The organism is Stenotrophomonas sp. FR012 (genome assembly GCF_047520565.2).
Taxonomy (GTDB): domain Bacteria; phylum Pseudomonadota; class Gammaproteobacteria; order Xanthomonadales; family Xanthomonadaceae; genus Stenotrophomonas; species Stenotrophomonas sepilia.
On sequence record NZ_JAXBQL020000001.1, the window covers coordinates 475074 to 492552 of the forward strand.

At 67.7% G+C, this 17479-nt stretch carries 17 protein-coding genes; 10 read left to right on the plus strand and 7 right to left on the minus strand.

Going from position 1 to position 17479, the window contains the following annotated elements:
* Window positions 1-18: 18 nt before the first annotated feature.
* Both phbB and gluQRS read right to left on the minus strand, forming a co-directional pair.
* Window positions 19-759, minus strand: a complete 741-nt coding sequence (gene phbB / locus ACM0O9_RS02325; RefSeq protein WP_005417754.1) for an acetoacetyl-CoA reductase — start codon at window positions 757-759, stop codon at window positions 19-21.
* A 17-nt stretch (window positions 760-776) separates the two neighbouring features.
* Window positions 777-1697, minus strand: coding sequence for a tRNA glutamyl-Q(34) synthetase GluQRS (gluQRS, locus tag ACM0O9_RS02330; RefSeq protein WP_065178239.1), 921 nt, complete (start codon window positions 1695-1697; stop codon window positions 777-779).
* A 93-nt stretch (window positions 1698-1790) separates the two neighbouring features.
* Between gluQRS and htpX the strand changes: the two genes are divergently transcribed.
* Window positions 1791-2657, plus strand: coding sequence for a protease HtpX (gene htpX, locus ACM0O9_RS02335; RefSeq protein WP_049415827.1), 867 nt, complete (start codon window positions 1791-1793; stop codon window positions 2655-2657).
* A gap of 237 nt (window positions 2658-2894) precedes the next feature.
* Here the strand turns inward: htpX and ACM0O9_RS02340 are convergent, their stop codons facing one another.
* Complete coding sequence (locus ACM0O9_RS02340) at window positions 2895-3722, minus strand: inositol monophosphatase family protein (RefSeq protein WP_005417749.1); 828 nt, start codon at window positions 3720-3722, stop codon at window positions 2895-2897.
* A 120-nt stretch (window positions 3723-3842) separates the two neighbouring features.
* On the opposite strand from ACM0O9_RS02340, the gene ACM0O9_RS02345 reads away from it, so the two are divergent.
* The 3 genes from ACM0O9_RS02345 to ACM0O9_RS02355 all read left to right on the plus strand — a co-directional run bounded on the left by ACM0O9_RS02345 (window position 3843) and on the right by ACM0O9_RS02355 (window position 7715).
* Window positions 3843-4613, plus strand: a complete 771-nt coding sequence (locus ACM0O9_RS02345) for an RNA methyltransferase (protein WP_065178241.1) — start codon at window positions 3843-3845, stop codon at window positions 4611-4613.
* A gap of 103 nt (window positions 4614-4716) precedes the next feature.
* The gene (locus ACM0O9_RS02350; protein ID WP_005417743.1) at window positions 4717-5592 is read left to right on the plus strand and encodes a phosphate/phosphite/phosphonate ABC transporter substrate-binding protein; all 876 of its coding nucleotides are present in this window, start codon (window positions 4717-4719) and stop codon (window positions 5590-5592) included.
* Complete coding sequence (locus ACM0O9_RS02355; protein ID WP_005417742.1) at window positions 5589-7715, plus strand: putative bifunctional diguanylate cyclase/phosphodiesterase; 2127 nt, start codon at window positions 5589-5591, stop codon at window positions 7713-7715. The genes ACM0O9_RS02350 and ACM0O9_RS02355 overlap by 4 nt, the downstream gene beginning before the upstream one ends.
* 68 nt (window positions 7716-7783) lie before the next feature.
* On the opposite strand, the gene epmB is transcribed toward ACM0O9_RS02355, so the two are convergent.
* Window positions 7784-8824, minus strand: a complete 1041-nt coding sequence (epmB, locus tag ACM0O9_RS02360; RefSeq protein WP_155760286.1) for an EF-P beta-lysylation protein EpmB — start codon at window positions 8822-8824, stop codon at window positions 7784-7786.
* Window positions 8825-8920: 96 nt separating this feature from the next.
* On the opposite strand from epmB, the gene efp reads away from it, so the two are divergent.
* From efp to ACM0O9_RS02385, 5 genes are all read left to right on the plus strand, one after another.
* Complete coding sequence (efp, locus tag ACM0O9_RS02365; protein ID WP_005410381.1) at window positions 8921-9487, plus strand: elongation factor P; 567 nt, start codon at window positions 8921-8923, stop codon at window positions 9485-9487.
* Window positions 9488-9692: 205 nt separating this feature from the next.
* Window positions 9693-11036, plus strand: a complete 1344-nt coding sequence (locus ACM0O9_RS02370; RefSeq protein ID WP_171955566.1) for a TRZ/ATZ family hydrolase — start codon at window positions 9693-9695, stop codon at window positions 11034-11036.
* Between the two features lie 24 nt (window positions 11037-11060).
* Window positions 11061-11777, plus strand: a complete 717-nt coding sequence (gene ubiG, locus ACM0O9_RS02375; RefSeq protein ID WP_005417734.1) for a bifunctional 2-polyprenyl-6-hydroxyphenol methylase/3-demethylubiquinol 3-O-methyltransferase UbiG — start codon at window positions 11061-11063, stop codon at window positions 11775-11777.
* Entirely contained in the window at window positions 11774-12469 is a 696-nt protein-coding gene (locus ACM0O9_RS02380; protein ID WP_005417733.1) for a phosphoglycolate phosphatase, read from the plus strand. The genes ubiG and ACM0O9_RS02380 overlap by 4 nt, the downstream gene beginning before the upstream one ends.
* 11 nt (window positions 12470-12480) lie before the next feature.
* Window positions 12481-13185: a squalene/phytoene synthase family protein gene (locus ACM0O9_RS02385; protein ID WP_065196619.1), complete on the plus strand. Its 705-nt coding sequence runs from the start codon at window positions 12481-12483 to the stop codon at window positions 13183-13185.
* An 87-nt stretch (window positions 13186-13272) separates the two neighbouring features.
* Here the strand turns inward: ACM0O9_RS02385 and ACM0O9_RS02390 are convergent, their stop codons facing one another.
* From ACM0O9_RS02390 to yidD, 3 genes are read right to left on the minus strand one after another with little or no spacing between them, the layout of a single operon-like run.
* A complete protein-coding gene (locus ACM0O9_RS02390) occupies window positions 13273-14121 on the minus strand; it encodes a M23 family metallopeptidase (protein WP_414604121.1) in 849 nt (282 codons plus the stop codon).
* Window positions 14121-15467 (minus strand): dihydroorotase, encoded by a 1347-nt coding sequence (locus ACM0O9_RS02395; RefSeq protein WP_065178246.1) that lies wholly within the window; start codon window positions 15465-15467, stop codon window positions 14121-14123. Before ACM0O9_RS02395 ends, ACM0O9_RS02390 begins: the two co-directional genes overlap by 1 nt.
* A 1-nt stretch (window position 15468) precedes the next feature.
* The gene (gene yidD / locus ACM0O9_RS02400) at window positions 15469-15723 is read right to left on the minus strand and encodes a membrane protein insertion efficiency factor YidD (protein ID WP_005417723.1); all 255 of its coding nucleotides are present in this window, start codon (window positions 15721-15723) and stop codon (window positions 15469-15471) included.
* Between the two features lie 271 nt (window positions 15724-15994).
* On the opposite strand from yidD, the gene dksA reads away from it, so the two are divergent.
* A complete protein-coding gene (gene dksA, locus ACM0O9_RS02405; RefSeq protein WP_065186037.1) occupies window positions 15995-17221 on the plus strand; it encodes an RNA polymerase-binding protein DksA in 1227 nt (408 codons plus the stop codon).
* Window positions 17222-17479: the final 258 nt, after the last annotated feature.

Consider the following 17479-nt stretch of genomic DNA (forward strand, 5'->3'; position numbering starts at 1 on the left):
CAGCGGCCCCTGCGCGGCTTACCAGCCCATGTGGTGGCCGCCGTTGATGTCCAGGTTGCTGCCGGTGATCCACGAGGCTTCCTCGGCCACCAGGAAGGACACGCCATAGGCGATTTCCTCCGGCTTGCCGAGGCGCCCGGTGGGGATGTCGGCGATGATCTTGGCGCGCACGTCCTCCGGAACCGCCATCACCATGTCAGTGGCGACGTAGCCGGGCGAAATGGTGTTCACGGTGATGCCGAAGCCGGCGTTCTCGCGGGCCAGCGAAATGGTGAAGCCATGCATGCCGGCCTTGGCCGCGGCGTAGTTGGCCTGGCCGTACTGGCCCTTCAGGCCGTTGATCGAGCTGATCTGGATGACCCGGCCCCAGCCGCGGCGCCGCATGCCTTCGATCACCGGACGGGTGACGTTGAACACCGAATTGAGGTTGGTGTTGATCACATCGTGCCACTGGTCCGCGCGCATGCGGTGGAACGTCGTGTCGCGGGTGATGCCGGCATTGTTGACCAGGATCTCGACCGGGCCCAGCTCGGCCTCGACCGCACGCACCAGCGCCTCGGCGCTGCCTGGATCGGAGACATCGCCCGGGAAGATCGACACGCTGTAGCCGCGCTCGGTCATCGCCTGCTGCCATGCGCGGGCCTTGTCCTCGTCGCGGTAATTGGTGGCGACCCGGTGGCCCTGGTCGGCCAGGCGTTGGCAGATGGCGGTACCGATGCCGCCGGTTCCGCCGGTGACCAGTGCGACGCGAGATGTCATGGAATGCTGTCCGGGAATCAGGTGGGGGAAGGGGGATTCTGCAACATCGGCGCGGAAAGTGCGCCGGCCGGCAACAGGATGTCAGTCCGCGGCAGTCGAGCCGGGTCGAATGCCCGTTGCGCAGTGTGCAGCAGCGCATCCCGGTCATCGGCGCCGTCCAGTGCGGCAGGGGCCTGGCCCAGCAGCTGCCAGAGCGCGCGCAGTACCGGCACCGGCCGTGTACTGTCCACCGGCAGCGACGCCAGCGACTTGGACAGCTTGTGGCCGGGGGCGTCTAGCAGCAGCGGCAGGTGCCAGTAGCGCGGCACGGCCAGGCCCAGCGCCTGCTGCAGCAGGATCTGCCGCGCGGTGGAATCGAGCAGATCGGCGCCGCGCACCACTTCGGTCACCCCCTGCGCGGCGTCATCGACCACCACCGCGAGCTGGTAGGCCCAGCAGCCGTCGGCACGGCGCAGCACGAAGTCGCCGACTTCGGCATGCACGTCCTGCTGCTGCGGGCCACGCAGGCCATCGTCGAAGCGGACCAGGTTGCCGGGCGGTACGCGGAAGCGGACGGCAGGATCCGGTCGCGGCTGCCGCGCAACGCAGCGGTGGTGGATGCCGCCGCTGGCAGCCAGTTCGCTGCGGCTGCAGTGGCAGATGAACGCCTGGTCGCTGGCCAGCAACACGTCCAGCGCGGCCTGGTAGGCCTCGCCTCGAGCGCTCTGCCACAGGACCGGGCCGTCGTGGACCAGGCCGAACGCAGCCAGTGCCTGCAGCTGTGACTGTGCGGCGCCGGGTACGGTACGCGGCGGGTCAACGTCTTCGATGCGCAGCCGCCACAGGCCGCCGTGGTGGCGGGCCAGCAGCCAGCTGCCGAAGGCGGCAAGCAGGGATCCGGGGTGGAGCAGGCCGGTCGGCGAGGGCGCGAAGCGGCCGCAGGGAACAATGGCGGTCATGCAGGCTGAATCGTCGGTCAGGTTGGCGCTTGAATTCAAGCTGAGCGCACCGCAAATTGACAGATATCGACCCCTTCCGAGCCGGATTTTCCCATGTTCACCCGTATTGCCCTGTTCCTGGCGACCAACCTCGCGGTCCTGATCCTGGCCGGCATCGTCATGTCGATCCTGGGCGTGGACGCGCGTTCGATGAGCGGCCTGCTGGTGATGGCCGGCATCTTCGGTTTCGGTGGCTCCTTCATCTCGCTGCTGCTGTCCAAGTGGATGGCCAAGCGCTCCACCGGTGCGGTGGTGATCACTGAGCCGCGCAACCAGACCGAGCGCTGGCTGCTGGCCACGGTCGAGCGCCAGGCCAAGGCCGCCGGCATCGGCATGCCGGAAGTGGCGGTCTATGACGGCCCGGAGATCAATGCCTTCGCCACCGGCGCCAACCGCAACAACGCGCTGGTGGCGGTGTCCACCGGCCTGCTGCACAACATGAGCGAGGACGAGGCTGAAGCGGTGCTGGGCCACGAGATCGCCCACGTCGCCAATGGTGACATGATCACCATGGCGCTGCTGCAGGGCGTGCTGAACACCTTCGTGATCGTGCTGGCCCGCGTGGTCGGCGGCATCATCGACAGCGCGCTGTCGGGCAACCGCGAAGGCGGCGGCCGTGGCTTCGCTTACTACATCATCGTGTTCGTGCTGGAGATGGTGTTCGGCCTGTTCGCCACGATGATCTCGATGTGGTTCTCACGCCACCGCGAGTTCCGCGCCGACGCCGGCGGTGCCTCGCTGGCTGGTCGCCAGAAGATGATCGCTGCGCTGGAGCGCCTGCAGCTCAACCACGGCCAGAGCACGTTGCCGACCCAGATTGCCGCCTTCGGCATTTCCGGTTCGACGGCGAAGAAGCTGTTCATGAGCCACCCGCCGCTGGAAGAGCGCATCGCCGCGCTGCGGGCGTCGACGGTGGCGTAAGCCTCCGTGCTTCCGCGGTAGTGCAGGAACGCCTGGCCGCGCGCCGGGCGTTTTTGTTTGCGCGCCGATGCATTGGTGGCGCCGGGATCATTTCCGCGACCGCGGAGGGGTGTCACTTTCTTTGCACGAGCAAAGAAAGTGACACCCCTCCGCGGTCGCGGAAACGAATCTCCGTGCGCGCAAACGAAAACGGCACCCTCGCAGGCGCCGTCTCCATGAACCGCTTTACCCGGAATCTCAGAACTTCGCGTCAAACTCCGCCGCGTAACCGGTGTTGACCAGTACCTTCTGCAGTGACTCGGCCACCTTCAGGTTGCCGGCCACGATCTGGTGGGTCTCCGGGCCACGGTTGTCCATGCGGCCCAGGGTCGCGCCCTTGAAGTCACAGACCTTGCCGCCCGCCTCGCGCACCAGCAGCAGGCCGGCAGCGATGTCCCACGCCTTCACGCCGGCTTCGAAGTAGGCGTCGGCACGGCCGCAGGCCACGTAGGCCAGGTCCAGTGCCGCCGAACCGGTGCGGCGGATGTCCTCGCCGTGCACCAGCAGGGCGTCGACCGCCTTCAGCTGGGCGCTGGCGCGGCTGCGCTCGCGCGGGGCGAAACCGGTGTGGATCATCGTGCCTTCCAGATCCTTGCGGTCGGCCACGCGGATGCGGCGGTCGTTCAGCACGGCGCCGGCACCCCGGCTGGCGGTGAACAGTTCATTGCGCAGCGGGTCGAAGATGACCGCGTCGGTCGGCTCGCCGTTCTCGACCAGCGCGATCGACACGCAGTAGTGCGGCACGCCACGCAGGTAGTTGCTGGTGCCGTCCAGCGGGTCGATGACCCACATCTGGCGGCGCTCGCCCTGCACGCCACCTTCTTCACCGAAGATGCCGTAGTCCGGATAAGCGCGCTTGAGTTCCTTGACGATGACCTTTTCCGCGTCCGCATCCACTTCGCTGGCGTAGTCCATCCGGCCCTTCTGCACCACGTTCAGTGCCTCGAGCTTGTTGATGTTGCGCAACAGGACGTTGCCGGCGAGGCGGGCGGCCTTGACCATGACGGTGACGGCGGGTTTCTGCATGGCGTGGGCTCCCGGAAAGGCAGAAGAGATGGACTGGCGGGGGAAAAGAGCGGGTCCGGCGCAGTGGCCGGCCCCACAGTTTACCATTGGTCATCGTCCAGCTCGACCTTTTCCCTGTTCATGTCCCAGTTTCCCGCCGCCACCCGCCTCCGATTCGTCCTGGTCGGTACCCAGCACCCCGGCAACATGGGCGCCGCCGCCCGTGCCCTGAAGACCATGGGCCTGGCCCGCCTGGTACTGGTCGCCCCCGAGAAACCGCTGGACGAGGAGGCCTTCCGCCGCTCTGCCGGTGCCGAAGATGTGCTGGGGGACGCCCCGGTGGTCGCCACCCTGGCCGAGGCCGTGGCCGATTGCCGCCTGGTGCTGGGCTGCACCGCGCGTGCCCGCCGCGTGCAGCTGGAGGAGTACCTGCCGGCCGATGCCGCCGCTCGTGCGGTGGCCAAGGCGGGCGAGGGCGCCGAGGTGGCGCTGGTGTTCGGCCGTGAGCGCACTGGCCTGACCAACGAAGAACTGCAGCTCTGCCACGCGGCGGTGCACATCCCGTCCGATCCGGCGTTCAGCTCGCTCAACCTGGCTGCCGCCGTGCAGGTGCTGGCCTATGAGACACGCATGCAGCTGCTGGGCGCGCAGCCGGCCGCGGACGCCGAGCCCGGTTTCCGCGAACAGGCAGCAAGCCATGAGCAGATGGAGAGCTTCTTCGCCCAGCTTGGCGACACCCTGGACGAGATCGATTTCCACAAGGGCCGCGCGCCGGAATCGGCGATGCGCAAGCTGCGCCGGCTGTTCCTGCGCAGCGAGCCGAGCGAGCAGGAAGTGCGCCTGTTGCGCGGCATCCTTGCCGACACCCAGCGGATGGCGCGGCTGGCACAGGCGGGCAACAAGGACGGCTGACGACGTTCTCATTTTTTCGGGTAGTCTGTCCGGATACCCAGGGGGGATGAAGCCTGTGTCGGGTCTGCGAAGGGCAGTGCAGAGGGGACTGCTGAGCCTGGTCATGATCCTGCTGGCCGGGACGGTACATGCAGCAGCGGACCGGGTGCTGGTGCTGGGCCGGATCAGCGATGATCCCAAGGCCCATTACGAGCAGCTGCAACCGTTGCTGGACTATGTGGTGGCACGCATGCACGACGTCGGCATCACCGAAGGGCGGATCCTGATGGCACGCGACCCGCAGCAGATGGCCAGCTATCTGCGGCGGGGGCGGGTCGACTGGGTCACGGAAACGTCGGGTACGGCGGTGGCACTGGGCCAGCGCAGTGGCGCGCGGCCGCTGCTGCTGACCGAGCGCAATGGCGTGCGTGAGTACCAGACCGTGTTCTTCGTGCGTCGCGACAGTCCGATCCAGCGGATCCAGGACCTGCGCGGGCATCGCCTGGCGCTGCAGAACACGGCGTCCACCAGTGCCTACCTGGTGCCGGTGATGACGCTGCTGCAGGAGGGGCTGGCGCCGCAGATCCTGGCCGGTGTGTGGGACGTGCCGGGCCGGGACAGCGTGGGGTACGTGTTCGCACGTAGCGAGTTGAACATCGCCACGTTCGTGCACAAGGGCATGGTCGAAGTGGGGGCGGTGAGCAGCGTGGACTGGAATGACGAGCGACGGATGCCGACGGCATTCCGGCGCGACTTCCGCGAACTGCTGCGCACCGAACCCTACCCACGGGCGGTGGAAATGGTTCGCGCCGACCTTGACCCGCGGGTACGTGACAGGCTGCAGGACGTCCTGCTGCAGGCGGCCAGCGACCCGCAGGCACAGGGGGCGCTGCATCGGTTTTTCGGCACTTCCGGTTTCCACCGCGTCGATGCGCATGCGCAGCAGCGGCTGGATGAATTGAAACAAGGATTGACGCGCGTGCGGATGGAAGTGGAATGAAGTGGCTCGGCTCGGGAATGCAGGCCCGGTTCCTGCTCGCGATGGGCGGGGCGATGGTCGTGGTGGTGGCGATCCTGGCGGTGTTGCTGGGGCGGCAGGCGGCGATGCAGGGCGAGGTGCGCAACCTCAGTGGTGGCGTCATCCATGAACTGTTCGACCGCAGCGTGCGCAGCCGCGGCGAAGCGATGGCGCGCGAGCTGTCCGACGCGCTGGCCAACCCGCTGTACTACCGCGACCTGGACCAGGTCGGTGCGCTGGTGCGCAGCACCGCACGGCAGCCGGTCGTGCGCTATGTGCTGGTGTTCGACGAACGTGGCCGGCTGGTGCATGACGGCTCGATCGAGGTGTCCGGCTTCGGCCAGCCGATGACCGACCCGCTGGCCCCCAAGGCCGCGGTGGCGCAGGCGCTGGTGGTGCAGGAATCGCCCAAGGTACTCGACAACACCATGCCGATCATGGTCGGCAACCAGCGCATCGGCGGCGTCCGCGTCGGCATGGCGCTGGACGAGGTGCAGCAGCGCGAACAGGCCGCCAATGCCACGCTCGGCGAGCGCCTGCAGCAGGTCGGCAGCCGCCACCTGGGCTGGCTGCTGCTGATGCTGGGCCTGCTGGTGGTGATCGGCGTGGTGGTGATCCTGTACGTGCAGCGCACCCTGGTGGCGCCGATCCGGGACCTGGCCGCTGCGGCGCGCCGCATCGAGGCTGGCGACTACCAGGCGCCGCTGGCCGAGAACACCCGCGACGACGAAGTCGGCGAGCTGGTGCGCGGCTTCGCCCGCATGCGCGATGCCATCGCCCGCCATGACCGCGAGGTGCGGCGCATGGCCTATACCGATGCACTGACCGGGCTGACCAACCGGTTGGCATTCAGGGAGGCGCTGGACCATCGCCTGATGGCCGCGCGCGCATCCAATCATCGGCTGGGCCTGCTGTTTGCCGATATCGACGATTTCAAGCGCGTCAACGACACCCTGGGCCATGAGGCCGGTGACGAAGCGCTGTTGCAGTTCGCGCAGCGCATCGGCAGTGCGGTTACCGAGGCCGGTGGCGATGAAGCCCTGCTGGCCCGCTTTGGCGGCGACGAGTTCGTGATCCTGGTCGGTGATGGCGACGTGGCGGCCAACGCACGGCTGCTGGCCGAAGTGCTGGTGCGCGAGCTGGGCAAGCCGCTGGTGGTGCAGGGCCGGGAACTGTTCCTGGGCACTTCGATCGGCGTGACCCTGTTCCCGGATGATGCCGCCGATGCGACCACGCTGCTGAAGAACGGCGACATCGCCATGTACCAGGCCAAGATGGCCGGCAAGAACTGCTACCGCTATTACAGCCGTGCGATGGACCACGCGGTCGAGCGCCGCGTGCACATGGAGCAGGAGCTGCGCGGGGCCTGGGAGCGCGGCGAGCTGCGCCTGGCCTACCAGCCGATCTTCCGCATGCGCGATCGCCGCATGGTCGGCGTGGAAGTGCTGCTGCGCTGGCAGCATCCGACCTTGGGTACGATTCCGCCGTCGGTGTTCATCGAAGTGGCCGAGCAGAGCGGGCTGATCGAGCTCATCGGCCCGAAGGTGCTGCGTGCGGCCTGCATGGAAGCCTCGCAGTGGCCACGTGGGGCGGGCGGCGATGATCTGTTCGTGTCGGTGAATGTGTCGCCGCGGCAGCTGCGCGGCGGTGAACTGCCGGCATTGGTCGCGCAGTGCCTGCACGAGTCCGGGCTGCCGGCGTCGCGCCTGCACCTGGAGTTGACCGAAACCGCGGTGATCGGCGACGAAATGGTTGCCGCGCAGCTGCTGGACAAGCTGCACCGCACCGGCGTGAAGGTCTGGCTGGACGATTTCGGCACCGGCTTCTCCGGTCTCAGCCATCTTCGCCAGGTACCGGTGGACGGCGTGAAGATCGACAAGAGCTTCGTGGCCGACATGCAGCGCGATCCCGACGATCTGGCGCTGACCACGGCGATCATCGCCATGGCCCACGCACTGGGCATCACCGTGGTGGCCGAGGGCATCGAGCAGCAGGCGCAGTTCGAACTGCTGGTGCAGCGCGGCTGCGATCTTGGCCAGGGCTACTGGCTGAGCCACCCGGTGACCGCCACCGAAGTGGTGCGGATGATCGAATCGGGCCTCTGACCGACTGACGTTGTGCTGGGGTCAGATCCCTTTTCCGTCGGAAAAGGGATCTGACCCCGGCAGTGCTCCTACACCGGGCGCTTGCTCGGGTCGCCGGGCAGTTCGCGCACCAGTTTCGGAATCAGATAGCCGGACAGGCGTGCGGTCAGGCCGGCAATCAGCGCCTTGGCCTGGGCATCATCCACTTCGAAGTGGGCCACGCCTTCGACCCGGTCCAGCTGGTGCAGGTAGTAGGGCAGCACGCCAGCGGCGAAGCTGCGCTCGCTCAGGTCCTGCAGGGCCTGCACGCTGTCGTTGACCCCGCGCAGCAGTACCGCCTGGTTCAGCAGCTGGGCGCCGACGCCGCGCAGGCGGGCCATCGCCGCGTCCACGCTGGCGTCGAATTCATTGGCGTGATTGGCGTGGACCACGATCGCCAGCGGCCATGGCAGGCTGCCCAGCCAGCACACCAGTTCATCGTCCACGCGTTCCGGTAGCACGATCGGCAGCCGGGTATGGATGCGCAGGCGGCGGATATGCGGAATCGCGCGCAGGGCGTCGGTCAGCTCGACCAGCTTGTGCGTGGCCAGTGACAACGGGTCACCGCCGGACAGGATCACCTCATCGATGTCCGGGTCGGCCGCGATGGCGGCTACGGCCTCCTGCCAGCCGCCCTTGGCAGCGTTTTCCGCGGCATAGTCGAAGTGGCGGCGGAAGCAGTAGCGGCAGTTGATCGCGCAGCTGCCGGTGGCGACCAGCAGGGCACGGCCACGGTACTTCTGGATCACCCCGGTAGCCTTCCTGGCGGCACCATCACCCACCGCGTCGAAGCTGAACCCGGGCGCCGGGCGCATTTCCTCGTCGATCGGCAGCACCTGGCGCAGCAGCGGGTCGGCCGCATCGCCCACGCGCATGCGGGCCACGAAGCCCTCGGGCACGCGCAATGCGAACTGGTCCATGGCCGCCTCCGAGACACCCAGCGCCGCCGGGTCCAGCTGCAGCCGGGCCAGCAGGGCGTGCGGGTCGCGCAGCGCCTGGCGCCAGAGCTGCTGCCAGCGCGCGGGCGCGCCTGGCGACTGGGGCCGGGGGAAGGCGGAAAGCTGCATGGAGAGGGGGCCTGCGGTTATCATGGGGGCAGAAAAACAGTCGCCCACCGGCATCCGGTGGGCTTTCCATTCTAACGGCTCGCCGCACCCGCGGCGTTTCTGCCACTCAGGAGTTTACGCATGGCCAGCTACGGCATGAACGACGTCAAGAACGGGATGAAGATCCTGGTCAACAACCAACCGGCCGTCATCATCGACACCGAATACGTCAAGCCGGGCAAGGGCCAGGCCTTCACCCGCGTGAAGTACCGCCTGATCAAGGACGGCCGTACCCAGGAAGTGACCATGAAGTCGACCGACTCGCTGGATGCAGCCGACGTCGTCGATACCGACATGAACTTCATGTACAGCGACGGCGAGTACTGGCACTTCATGGACCCGGAGTCCTTCGAACAGGTCCAGGCCACCAAGGCCGGCATGGGCGGCGCCGAGAAGTGGCTGAAGGGCGAAGAGTCCTGCGTGGTCACCCTGTGGAACGGCGAGCCGATCTTCGTTCAGCCGCCGAACTTCGTCGAACTGAAGATCACCGAAACCGATCCGGGCGTCCGTGGCGACACCTCGGGCGGCGGCGGCAAGCCGGCCACCCTGGAAACCGGTGCCGTGGTCCGCGTGCCGCTGTTCGTCAACCAGGACGAAGTGATCCGTGTCGACACCCGTTCGGGCGAATACTCCGCACGCGTCAAATAAGGTTCCGGCCGCAGGCCGACCTTGCTGTAGAGCCGAGCCGTGCTCGGACACGCGCCAGCGCATTCGCGCTGGCGCTCCCATGATCTGCTTCGGCAGATCATGGGCCCCGCTTCACGGGTCTCCAGACCCCGCCGCTTCGCGGCAGCCCCTGACCCAGGGGCGTGTCCCCAGAAGTATCTCGCCGCCCCCCAGCCAGTGAGCCCGCATGAGCGATAGCCCGCACCTCCCCGAAGCCTGCGACCTGCTCATCGAAGCTGGTCATGTCGTTCCGATCGAGCCGCATGCGGTGGTGCTGGAAGACCATGCCGTTGCCGTGCGTGGCAGCGAGATCGTGGCCATCCTGCCGCGTGCCGAGGCGCGCGCACGCTTCCGTGCCGCGCAGGTGGTCAGCCGCCCCGAGTCGGCGCTGATGCCGGGCCTGGTCAACGCGCACACGCACAACCCGATGACCCTGCTGCGCGGCGTCGCCGACGACCTGCCGCTGATGACCTGGCTGCAGCAGCACATCTGGCCGGTGGAAGCGGCCGTGATCGGGCCGGAATTCGTGGCCGACGGCACCACCCTGGCCATCGCCGAGATGCTGCGCGGCGGCACCACCTGCGCCAACGAGAACTACTTCTTCGGCGACGTGCAGGCCGCGGTCTACAAGAAGCACGGTTTCCGCGCGCTGGTCGGCGCGGTCATCATCGATTTCCCCACCGCCTGGGCCAGGACCGATGACGAATACTTCGCCAAGGCTGGTGAACTGCACGACCAGTGGCGCACCGATCCGCTGATCGGGACCGCGTTCGCGCCGCATGCGCCGTACACGGTCAACGATGCCAACTTCGAGCGGGTGCGTATGCTGTCCGACCAGCTCGACATGCAGGTGCACCTGCACACCCACGAAACCGCGCAGGAGATCAACGATTCGATCAAGCTGCACGGCCAGCGCCCGCTGGCGCGGCTGGATCGCCTTGGCCTGGTCAACGACCGCCTGATCGCGGTGCACATGACCCAGCTGACCGATGCGGAAATCCACCTGTGCGCCGAACGCGGCGTCAGCGTCGTGCATTGCCCCGAATCGAACCTGAAGCTGGCCTCCGGCTTCTGCCCGGCCTGCGCCCTGCAGCGCGCCGGTGTGAACCTGGCGATCGGCACCGATGGCTGCGCCAGCAACAACGATCTGGACATGTTCAGCGAGAACCGTACTGCAGCGATCCTGGCCAAGGCCGTGGCCGATGATGCCACCGCGCTGGACGCGGCCACCACGCTGCGCGCAGCGACGCTGGGCGGTGCCCGTGCGCTAGGCTTTGCTGACCGCATCGGTTCGATCGAAGTCGGCAAGCAGGCCGACCTGGTCTGTGTCGAACTGTCGGCGCTGGAAACCCAGCCGCTGCACAACGTGCTGTCGCAGCTGGTGTATGCCACCGGCCGCCAGCAGGTCAGCGACGTCTGGATCGCCGGCAAGCCGAAGCTGTTGCAGCGCGAGCTGGTCGGCATGGACCTGCCGGGCATCATCGCCAACGCGCGCCAGTGGCGCGAGCGTATCCGTCATATCCGCGCCTGACCCCTGGCGCCGCAAGGACCCCTCATGACTGCCCCCCACGCTTCCTCCAATTTCGATCAGGCCGAGCTGGACAAGTTCGCCGCGCTGGCCAACCGCTGGTGGGATGCTGACGGCCCGCAGAAGCCGCTGCATGCGCTGAACCCGGTACGCCTGAAGTACGTCGCCGACCGCGTGCCGTTGCGTGGCGCGCGCGTGCTCGACATCGGCTGCGGTGGCGGGCTGCTGAGCGAAGCACTGGCGCAGGCCGGCGCCGACGTCACCGCCATCGACCTGGCCACGGAACTGGTGAAGGTCGCGCGCCTGCATGCGCTGGAAAGCGGCGCCAAGGTCGACTACCGCGTGCAGGCCGCCGAGGATCTGGCCGCCGAGCAACCGGGCAGTTTCGATGTGGTCACCTGCATGGAAATGCTCGAGCACGTGCCAGACCCGGGCGCGATCATCGACGCCTGCAAGCGCCTGCTGAAGCCGGGCGGCCACCTGTTCCTGTCGACCATCAACCGCACCGCGGCCGCCTTCGCGGTGGCGATTGTCGGCGCCGAGTACGTGGCGCGGCTGCTGCCCAGGGGCACCCACCACTACCAGGAATTCATCAAGCCGGCCGAGCTGGCGCGCTGGCTGCGCGAGGCCGACCTGCAGCTGGTGGATGTCAGCGGCATGGCCTACGAGCCGTGGCGCAACCATGCCCGCCTGAGCAGCCGCACCGACATCAACTACCTGGCCTACGCGGTCAAGCCGGCATGACCTCCGCCCGCTTCCCGCGTGCGGTGCTGTTCGACCTGGATGGCACGTTGCTGGACAGCGCGCCGGACTTCGTCGCCACCTGCAATGCGATGCTGGCCGAGCGGGGCCGGGCAGCGGTCGATCCGGCGCAGCTGCGGCCGGTGGTCTCCAAGGGCTCGCGCGCGATGGTCGGGGCCGCTTTCCCGGACCTGGATGCCGCTGCGCGCGATGCATTGATCCCGGAATTCCTGCAGCGCTACGAAGCGCTGATCGGCCAGTACGCGGTGCTGTTCGACGGCGTGGCCGGCATGCTCGCCGCGCTGGATGAGGCCGGTACGGTATGGGGCATCGTCACCAACAAGCCGGAGTACCTGGCGCGCCTGATCCTGCCGCAGCATGGTTGGCAGCAGCGCTGCGCGGTGCTGGTCGGCGGTGACAGCCTGGCCGAGCGCAAGCCGCACCCGCTTCCACTGCTGCACGCTGCGCAGGCCATCGGCATGGCCGCCGAAGACTGCGTGTACGTGGGTGATGACGAGCGCGACATCATCGCTGCACGTGCTGCCGCGATGCCATCGGTGGCGGCGCTGTGGGGCTACCGCCTGCACAGCGACGATCCGCTGGCCTGGCAGGCCGACGTGCTGGTCGAGAACGCTGAACTTCTGCAACTGGCCAGTCTCTGGCCGACCCGGCCGGCAGCCCCGGCCCAGCCGTAAGGAATCCCGTAGTGAGCAGTACCGCGCTGGACAGTTTCCTCGACAAGTGGCGCAGCCGTTGGCCGGAATGGTCGGTGGCCGCCCCGTTCGTGGCCGAACCGCAACGCGAGCTCGCAGTGGCGTGGTTTGCGCTGCTGCAGGAGTTCGACGACATGCTCAACACCAGCGGCGATCCGCTGCCCGCCGATGCCAAGCTGGCGTGGTGGGGCGAGGAGCTGCGCAGCTGGGCAGGGCATCGTTCGCGCCATCCGCTGGGCCGTCTGCTGGAGCCGGTGCGTGCGCCGTGGGTGCAACTGGCCGAAGCACTGCCGGACCTCGTTGAAGCGCGTACCGTTGCGCTGGATGCAGCCGGTGCCGAGCGTGCGCTGGCCAATTACGCCGACGCCGTGGCCGCAGTGGAAGCGGCCTTGTTTGCCGACAAGCCGCGCACCGGCGCCGGTCGTGCGGTGCAGCTGCAGACCCTGGCCCAGCGCCTGCAGGACGCCGGCGTGGCCGGTGTGCCGCGCAGCCTGTTGGATGAGGATTCCAGCACGGCCGCGCAGCGCTGGGCCCAGTACCTGTTGAAAGGATGGGGCAGCCGCGTGCCGGGTCCGCGCCCGCGGCGCGTGTGGTCGAGCCTGGCGCGCGCCCGCGTTGCCGCGCAGGCCGCAGGCAAGCCAATCGAAGCCACCCCGGTGCGCACGTTGCTGCGCGTGTGGTGGGCCGCGCGCGGTTGATCCAACTGTCTGGTAGTGCCGGCCGCTGGCCGGCAGCTCGGGCACTGCAGAATTCATGCGGTTGCCGGCCAGCGGCCGGCACTACCGTTATTTGCGTTCCAGCACCAGCAACGGGTCGATGCGGGTGTCGAACCAGTTCATGCCCCAGTGCAGGTGCGGGCCGGTGGCACGGCCGGTGGCGCCGACGGCAGCGATCACCTGGCCCTGCTCCACACGGTCGCCAACTTTTACGTCGATGCGCGAAAGGTGCAGGAAGTTGGAGCTGATCCCGAAGCCGTGGTCGAGCAGCAGCGTGCCACCGGTCAGGTACAGGTCCGGACCGGCGAAGGTCACGATGCCGGCCGCCGGCGCCTTCACCGGGGTGCCGGTCGGCACCGCGATGTCCATGCCGGAGTGACCGGCCCCCGGCTGCCCGTTGTAGACGCGTGCATTGCCGAAGCGGCCGCTGATGCGGCCCTGTACCGGCCAGATGAAGGTCTGGGTGAAGTCGGTGCGGTCGTCATCGCGGGCACGTGCGGCGGTCACCTGCGCCTGTTCGCGCTTGATCCGCTCGGCGATCGCCGCCGGCGGATTGACCGTCTTCGGTGGCACCCCGTTGACCCGCTCGGTGGGCCAGTCGCGCGGCGTCACCGCAATGGTCGCGGTCTCGCTGCCACCATCGGGGCGTTGCACCTGTACGCGCAGCGGACCCTTCTCGTCGCGGCCGATGCCGAACACCACGCTGCCGTAGCCGCTTACCCGCAGCTGGCGGCCGGCATACTGCACGCGACTGCCGGCGGGTACCTTGCCGATCACCAGCGCGCCCTGCGACGCACTGGCCGGGAACACCACGCGGCTGTCGATCAGGCTGCCGATGCCATCCTGCGCCTGCGCCCCGGAAGTGGAAAACAGGGGCGCGGCCAGCAACAGCGCCCCGAGCATCAGTGCCGAACGCATCAGCGGTCGTAGGTCATGCGCTGGCCGGCGGGTTCACCCACCAGCTTGCTGCCGTCCCACACCTGCTGGCCGTTGACCCAGGTGGAGGCGATGCGCGAGCGGAAAGTGGTGCCCTCGAACGGCGACCAGCCGCACTTGGACAGCACGTCCTCGCGCTTGACGGTGAACGGCACGTCCTCCACCAGCACCAGGTCGGCAAAGTAGCCTTCGCGCAGGAAGCCGCGTTCTTCCACGTCGAACAGCTGCGCCGGCGCATGTGCGAATTTCTGCACCACCTGCTCGCGGGTCAGCTTGCCTTCGTGCACCCGCTCCAGCGCGGCCACCAGCGCGTACTGCACCAGCGGCAGGCCCGACGGTGCCTGCGCGTAGGGCTTCTGCTTCTCTTCCCAGGTGTGCGGCGCGTGGTCGGTGGCCAGCACGTCCAGCACGTCATCGGCCAACGCAGCGGTGATTGCCTCGCGGTCGGACACTTCCTTGATCGCCGGGTTGCACTTGATCAGGTTGCCCTTGGTCGCGTAGTCCGGACGCGCGAAGTGCAGGAAGTGCACGCAGGTTTCGGCGGTGATCTGCTTGCGGCTGCCATCGGCGCGGATCAGCGGGCCCTTCTCGAACAGCGCCAGCTCATCGGCGGTGGAGATGTGCAGCACATGCAGGCGGGTGCCGTGCTTGCGTGCCAGCGACATCGCCAGGCGCGTCGACTTGATGCAGGCTTCGCGCGAACGGATGTCCGGGTGCATGTCCGGGGTCAGCGCATCGCCGTACTTTTCCTGGAAGGCCTTGAGGTTGGCATCGATCATCGGCGTGTCTTCGCAGTGCGTGATGATCGGGGTCGGGCATTCGCGGAAGATCGCGTCCAGCGTTTCCGGGTTGTCGACCAGCATGTTGCCGGTCGAAGCACCCATGAACACCTTCACGCCCGGCGCTTTCTTCGGGTCCAGCGCACGGATCGCGTCCAGGTTGTCATTGCTGGCACCGTGGTAGAAGCCGTAGTTGGCCCAGGCGCGGCCGCGCGCGAGCTCGTACTTGGCTTCCAGGATGGTTGAATCCAGCGTCGGCGGGTTGGTGTTGGGCATGTCCATGAAGCTGGTCAGGCCACCGGCCACGGCCGCGGCCGATTCGCTGGCGATGTCGCCCTTGTGGGTCAGGCCCGGTTCGCGGAAATGCACCTGGTCGTCGATCATGCCGGGCAGCAGCCAGCGCCCGGCGGCGTCCACCACCTGCTCGCCGTCGCGCGGCGCCAGCCCGTTGCCGATCTGCGCAATGCGGCCGTTCTCGATGCGCAGGTCGCCGTCGAAGGTGCGGCCTTCGTTGACCATCCGGGCGTTGGTGATGAGGGTGGAGGACATGTCAGTGTTTTCCTGTGCAACGGCAAGAGGGGGCGTGGGTGGATTCGGGCACCGGATCGAAGCCGCCGGGGTGGAACGGATGGCAGCGGCCCAGCCTGCGCGCAGCCAGCCAGCTGCCGCGCAGCGGCCCGTGCCGGGAGATGGCATCCATCGCGTATTCAGAACAGCTCGGCACGAAACGGCAGCGCGGCCCCAGCAGGGGGCTGATGAAGCGCTTGTAGAAGCGCAGCAGGGCAATGAGCAGGCGCGAGATCACCCAGTCATCTTATGCCAGTTGGCATGAAGGCCGCATTTGTGCAGGATGGGCCGTTGGTCGCATGTCGCCGATGGCCTGCGACCGGTACCAGCACCCGCGGGTGTTGGCCAGGTTCCGTACCGCGCAAGGCGGTCCGTGTTCGTCGGACTGCCACTTGGGCACCTTGACTCCAGGACTGAATGGAGCAGGGTGCCAAGGTTGCTGCTGCGGGTCGGGTAGGCTATAAAGGCCCGCTTTCCCGGGCCCCGGGGAATCCAAGGAAGAGCGTTTCGTGGCTGCTAAAAAAACTGCAAAGAAGGCCGCAACGGCCGCCAAGAAAACCGCCAAGCCTGTTGTGAAGAAGTTGGCGGCAAAGCCCGTTGCCAAGAAGCCGGCCAGCAAGCCGGCGACCAAGGCAGCGTCCTCGCAACCGGCGGCCAGGAAGGCCACCGCAAAGAAAACGCCGGTCAAGGCAACCAAGCCGGTGGCGAAGAAGGCCGCTGCGCCCGCCAAGGCCAAGCCAGCCGCTGCCAGCAAGAAGGCGCCGGTGAAGAAGACCGTCAGCAAGGCTGCGCCGGTGAAGAAGGCCGCCGCCAAGCCGGTGGCCAGGAAGGCAGCCGCCAAGCCAGCGCCGAAGGCGGTGGTGAAGAAGGCTGCAGCCAAGCCGGTCGCCAAGCCCGTAGCAAAGAAGGTCGCTGCGGCCAAACCGGCCGCCACGCCCGCCGCTGTAAAGAAGGTTGCCAAGAACGTTGCCGCGCCGGCCACAAAGCCGACCCCGGCCCCAGTAGTGAAGTCCGCACCGAAGCCTGCTGCCAAGCCGGCTCCGGCCAAGCCTGTCCCGGCCAAGACCGTGGCAGTGGCGGCAGCCCAGCCGGCCTCAACGCCGGCCCCGGCCGCCGCTCCTGTCGCTTCGAAGGCCCCGCAATCCAAGAATCCCGTGCCCGTTTCGAAATCGCCTGCCAAAACCGCCGTGAAATCCGATTCCGCCCCGAAGACCGTGTCGCGCCCTGTCGGCAAGGTTGCCGTGGCCGTCGCCGCCCGCTCGGCAGCACCGGCCCCGCGCAGCAAGTACAAGGTCGTCGAGTACAAGACCGACGAGGCCACTGGCCGCCCGATCCTGCCGGCTGGCTACAAGCCGTCCTCGGAAGAGGAATACATGAGCTCGCTGCAGCAGGAGTATTTCCGCCAGCGCCTGCAGAACTGGCGCGCGGACCTGGTGGAAGAGTCCAAGCAGACCATCGAGAACCTGCGCGAGGAAGTGCGTGACATCGGCGACGAAGCCGAGCGTGCGACCCGCGAGACCGAGAACTCGCTGGAACTGCGTACCCGCGACCGCTACCGCAAGCTGATCGGCAAGATCGACAGCACCCTGAAGCGCCTGGAAGCCGGCGACTACGGGTACTGCGTCGACACCGGCGAAGAAATCGGCCTGGAGCGCCTGGAAGCGCGCCTGACCGCCGAGCGTACCATCGACGCCCAGGAGCGTTGGGAGCACCTGCAGAAGCAGCAGGGCGACTGATTCCAGTTCGTTGTCTGGTCATGCGAAAAACCCGGCCTTGGCCGGGTTTTTTGTTGGGTTCGAGTTGGCTGTGTAGAGCAGCGCCTTCCGGGTATCGGGTGGAGCCTGCGGGTGGGTCCGGGCAGGACACGCTGCAAGTACATCCCTGTAAGCTCGGCCGCGGCATCCATGCCGCGGACGGTCCCGCCCGGACCCACCCCCAGGCTCTCGACGGTTTCCTGCGTGCGCGGCCGATGTAGAGCCGAGTCCACGCTCTGC

Excerpts from the sequence above, each read along its gene's own strand:
- phbB (WP_005417754.1), bottom strand. The coding sequence starts at position 759 with ATGACATCTCGCGTCGCACTGGTCACCGGCGGAACCGGCGGCATCGGT.
- gluQRS (WP_065178239.1), bottom strand. The coding sequence starts at position 1,697 with ATGACCGCCATTGTTCCCTGCGGCCGCTTCGCGCCCTCGCCGACCGGC.
- htpX (WP_049415827.1), top strand. The coding sequence starts at position 1,791 with ATGTTCACCCGTATTGCCCTGTTCCTGGCGACCAACCTCGCGGTCCTG.
- ACM0O9_RS02340 (WP_005417749.1), bottom strand. The coding sequence starts at position 3,722 with ATGCAGAAACCCGCCGTCACCGTCATGGTCAAGGCCGCCCGCCTCGCC.
- ACM0O9_RS02345 (WP_065178241.1), top strand. The coding sequence starts at position 3,843 with ATGTCCCAGTTTCCCGCCGCCACCCGCCTCCGATTCGTCCTGGTCGGT.
- ACM0O9_RS02350 (WP_005417743.1), top strand. The coding sequence starts at position 4,717 with ATGATCCTGCTGGCCGGGACGGTACATGCAGCAGCGGACCGGGTGCTG.
- ACM0O9_RS02355 (WP_005417742.1), top strand. The coding sequence starts at position 5,589 with ATGAAGTGGCTCGGCTCGGGAATGCAGGCCCGGTTCCTGCTCGCGATG.
- epmB (WP_155760286.1), bottom strand. The coding sequence starts at position 8,824 with ATGATAACCGCAGGCCCCCTCTCCATGCAGCTTTCCGCCTTCCCCCGG.
- efp (WP_005410381.1), top strand. The coding sequence starts at position 8,921 with ATGGCCAGCTACGGCATGAACGACGTCAAGAACGGGATGAAGATCCTG.
- ACM0O9_RS02370 (WP_171955566.1), top strand. The coding sequence starts at position 9,693 with ATGAGCGATAGCCCGCACCTCCCCGAAGCCTGCGACCTGCTCATCGAA.
- ubiG (WP_005417734.1), top strand. The coding sequence starts at position 11,061 with ATGACTGCCCCCCACGCTTCCTCCAATTTCGATCAGGCCGAGCTGGAC.
- ACM0O9_RS02380 (WP_005417733.1), top strand. The coding sequence starts at position 11,774 with ATGACCTCCGCCCGCTTCCCGCGTGCGGTGCTGTTCGACCTGGATGGC.
- ACM0O9_RS02390 (WP_414604121.1), bottom strand. The coding sequence starts at position 14,121 with ATGCGTTCGGCACTGATGCTCGGGGCGCTGTTGCTGGCCGCGCCCCTG.
- ACM0O9_RS02395 (WP_065178246.1), bottom strand. The coding sequence starts at position 15,467 with ATGTCCTCCACCCTCATCACCAACGCCCGGATGGTCAACGAAGGCCGC.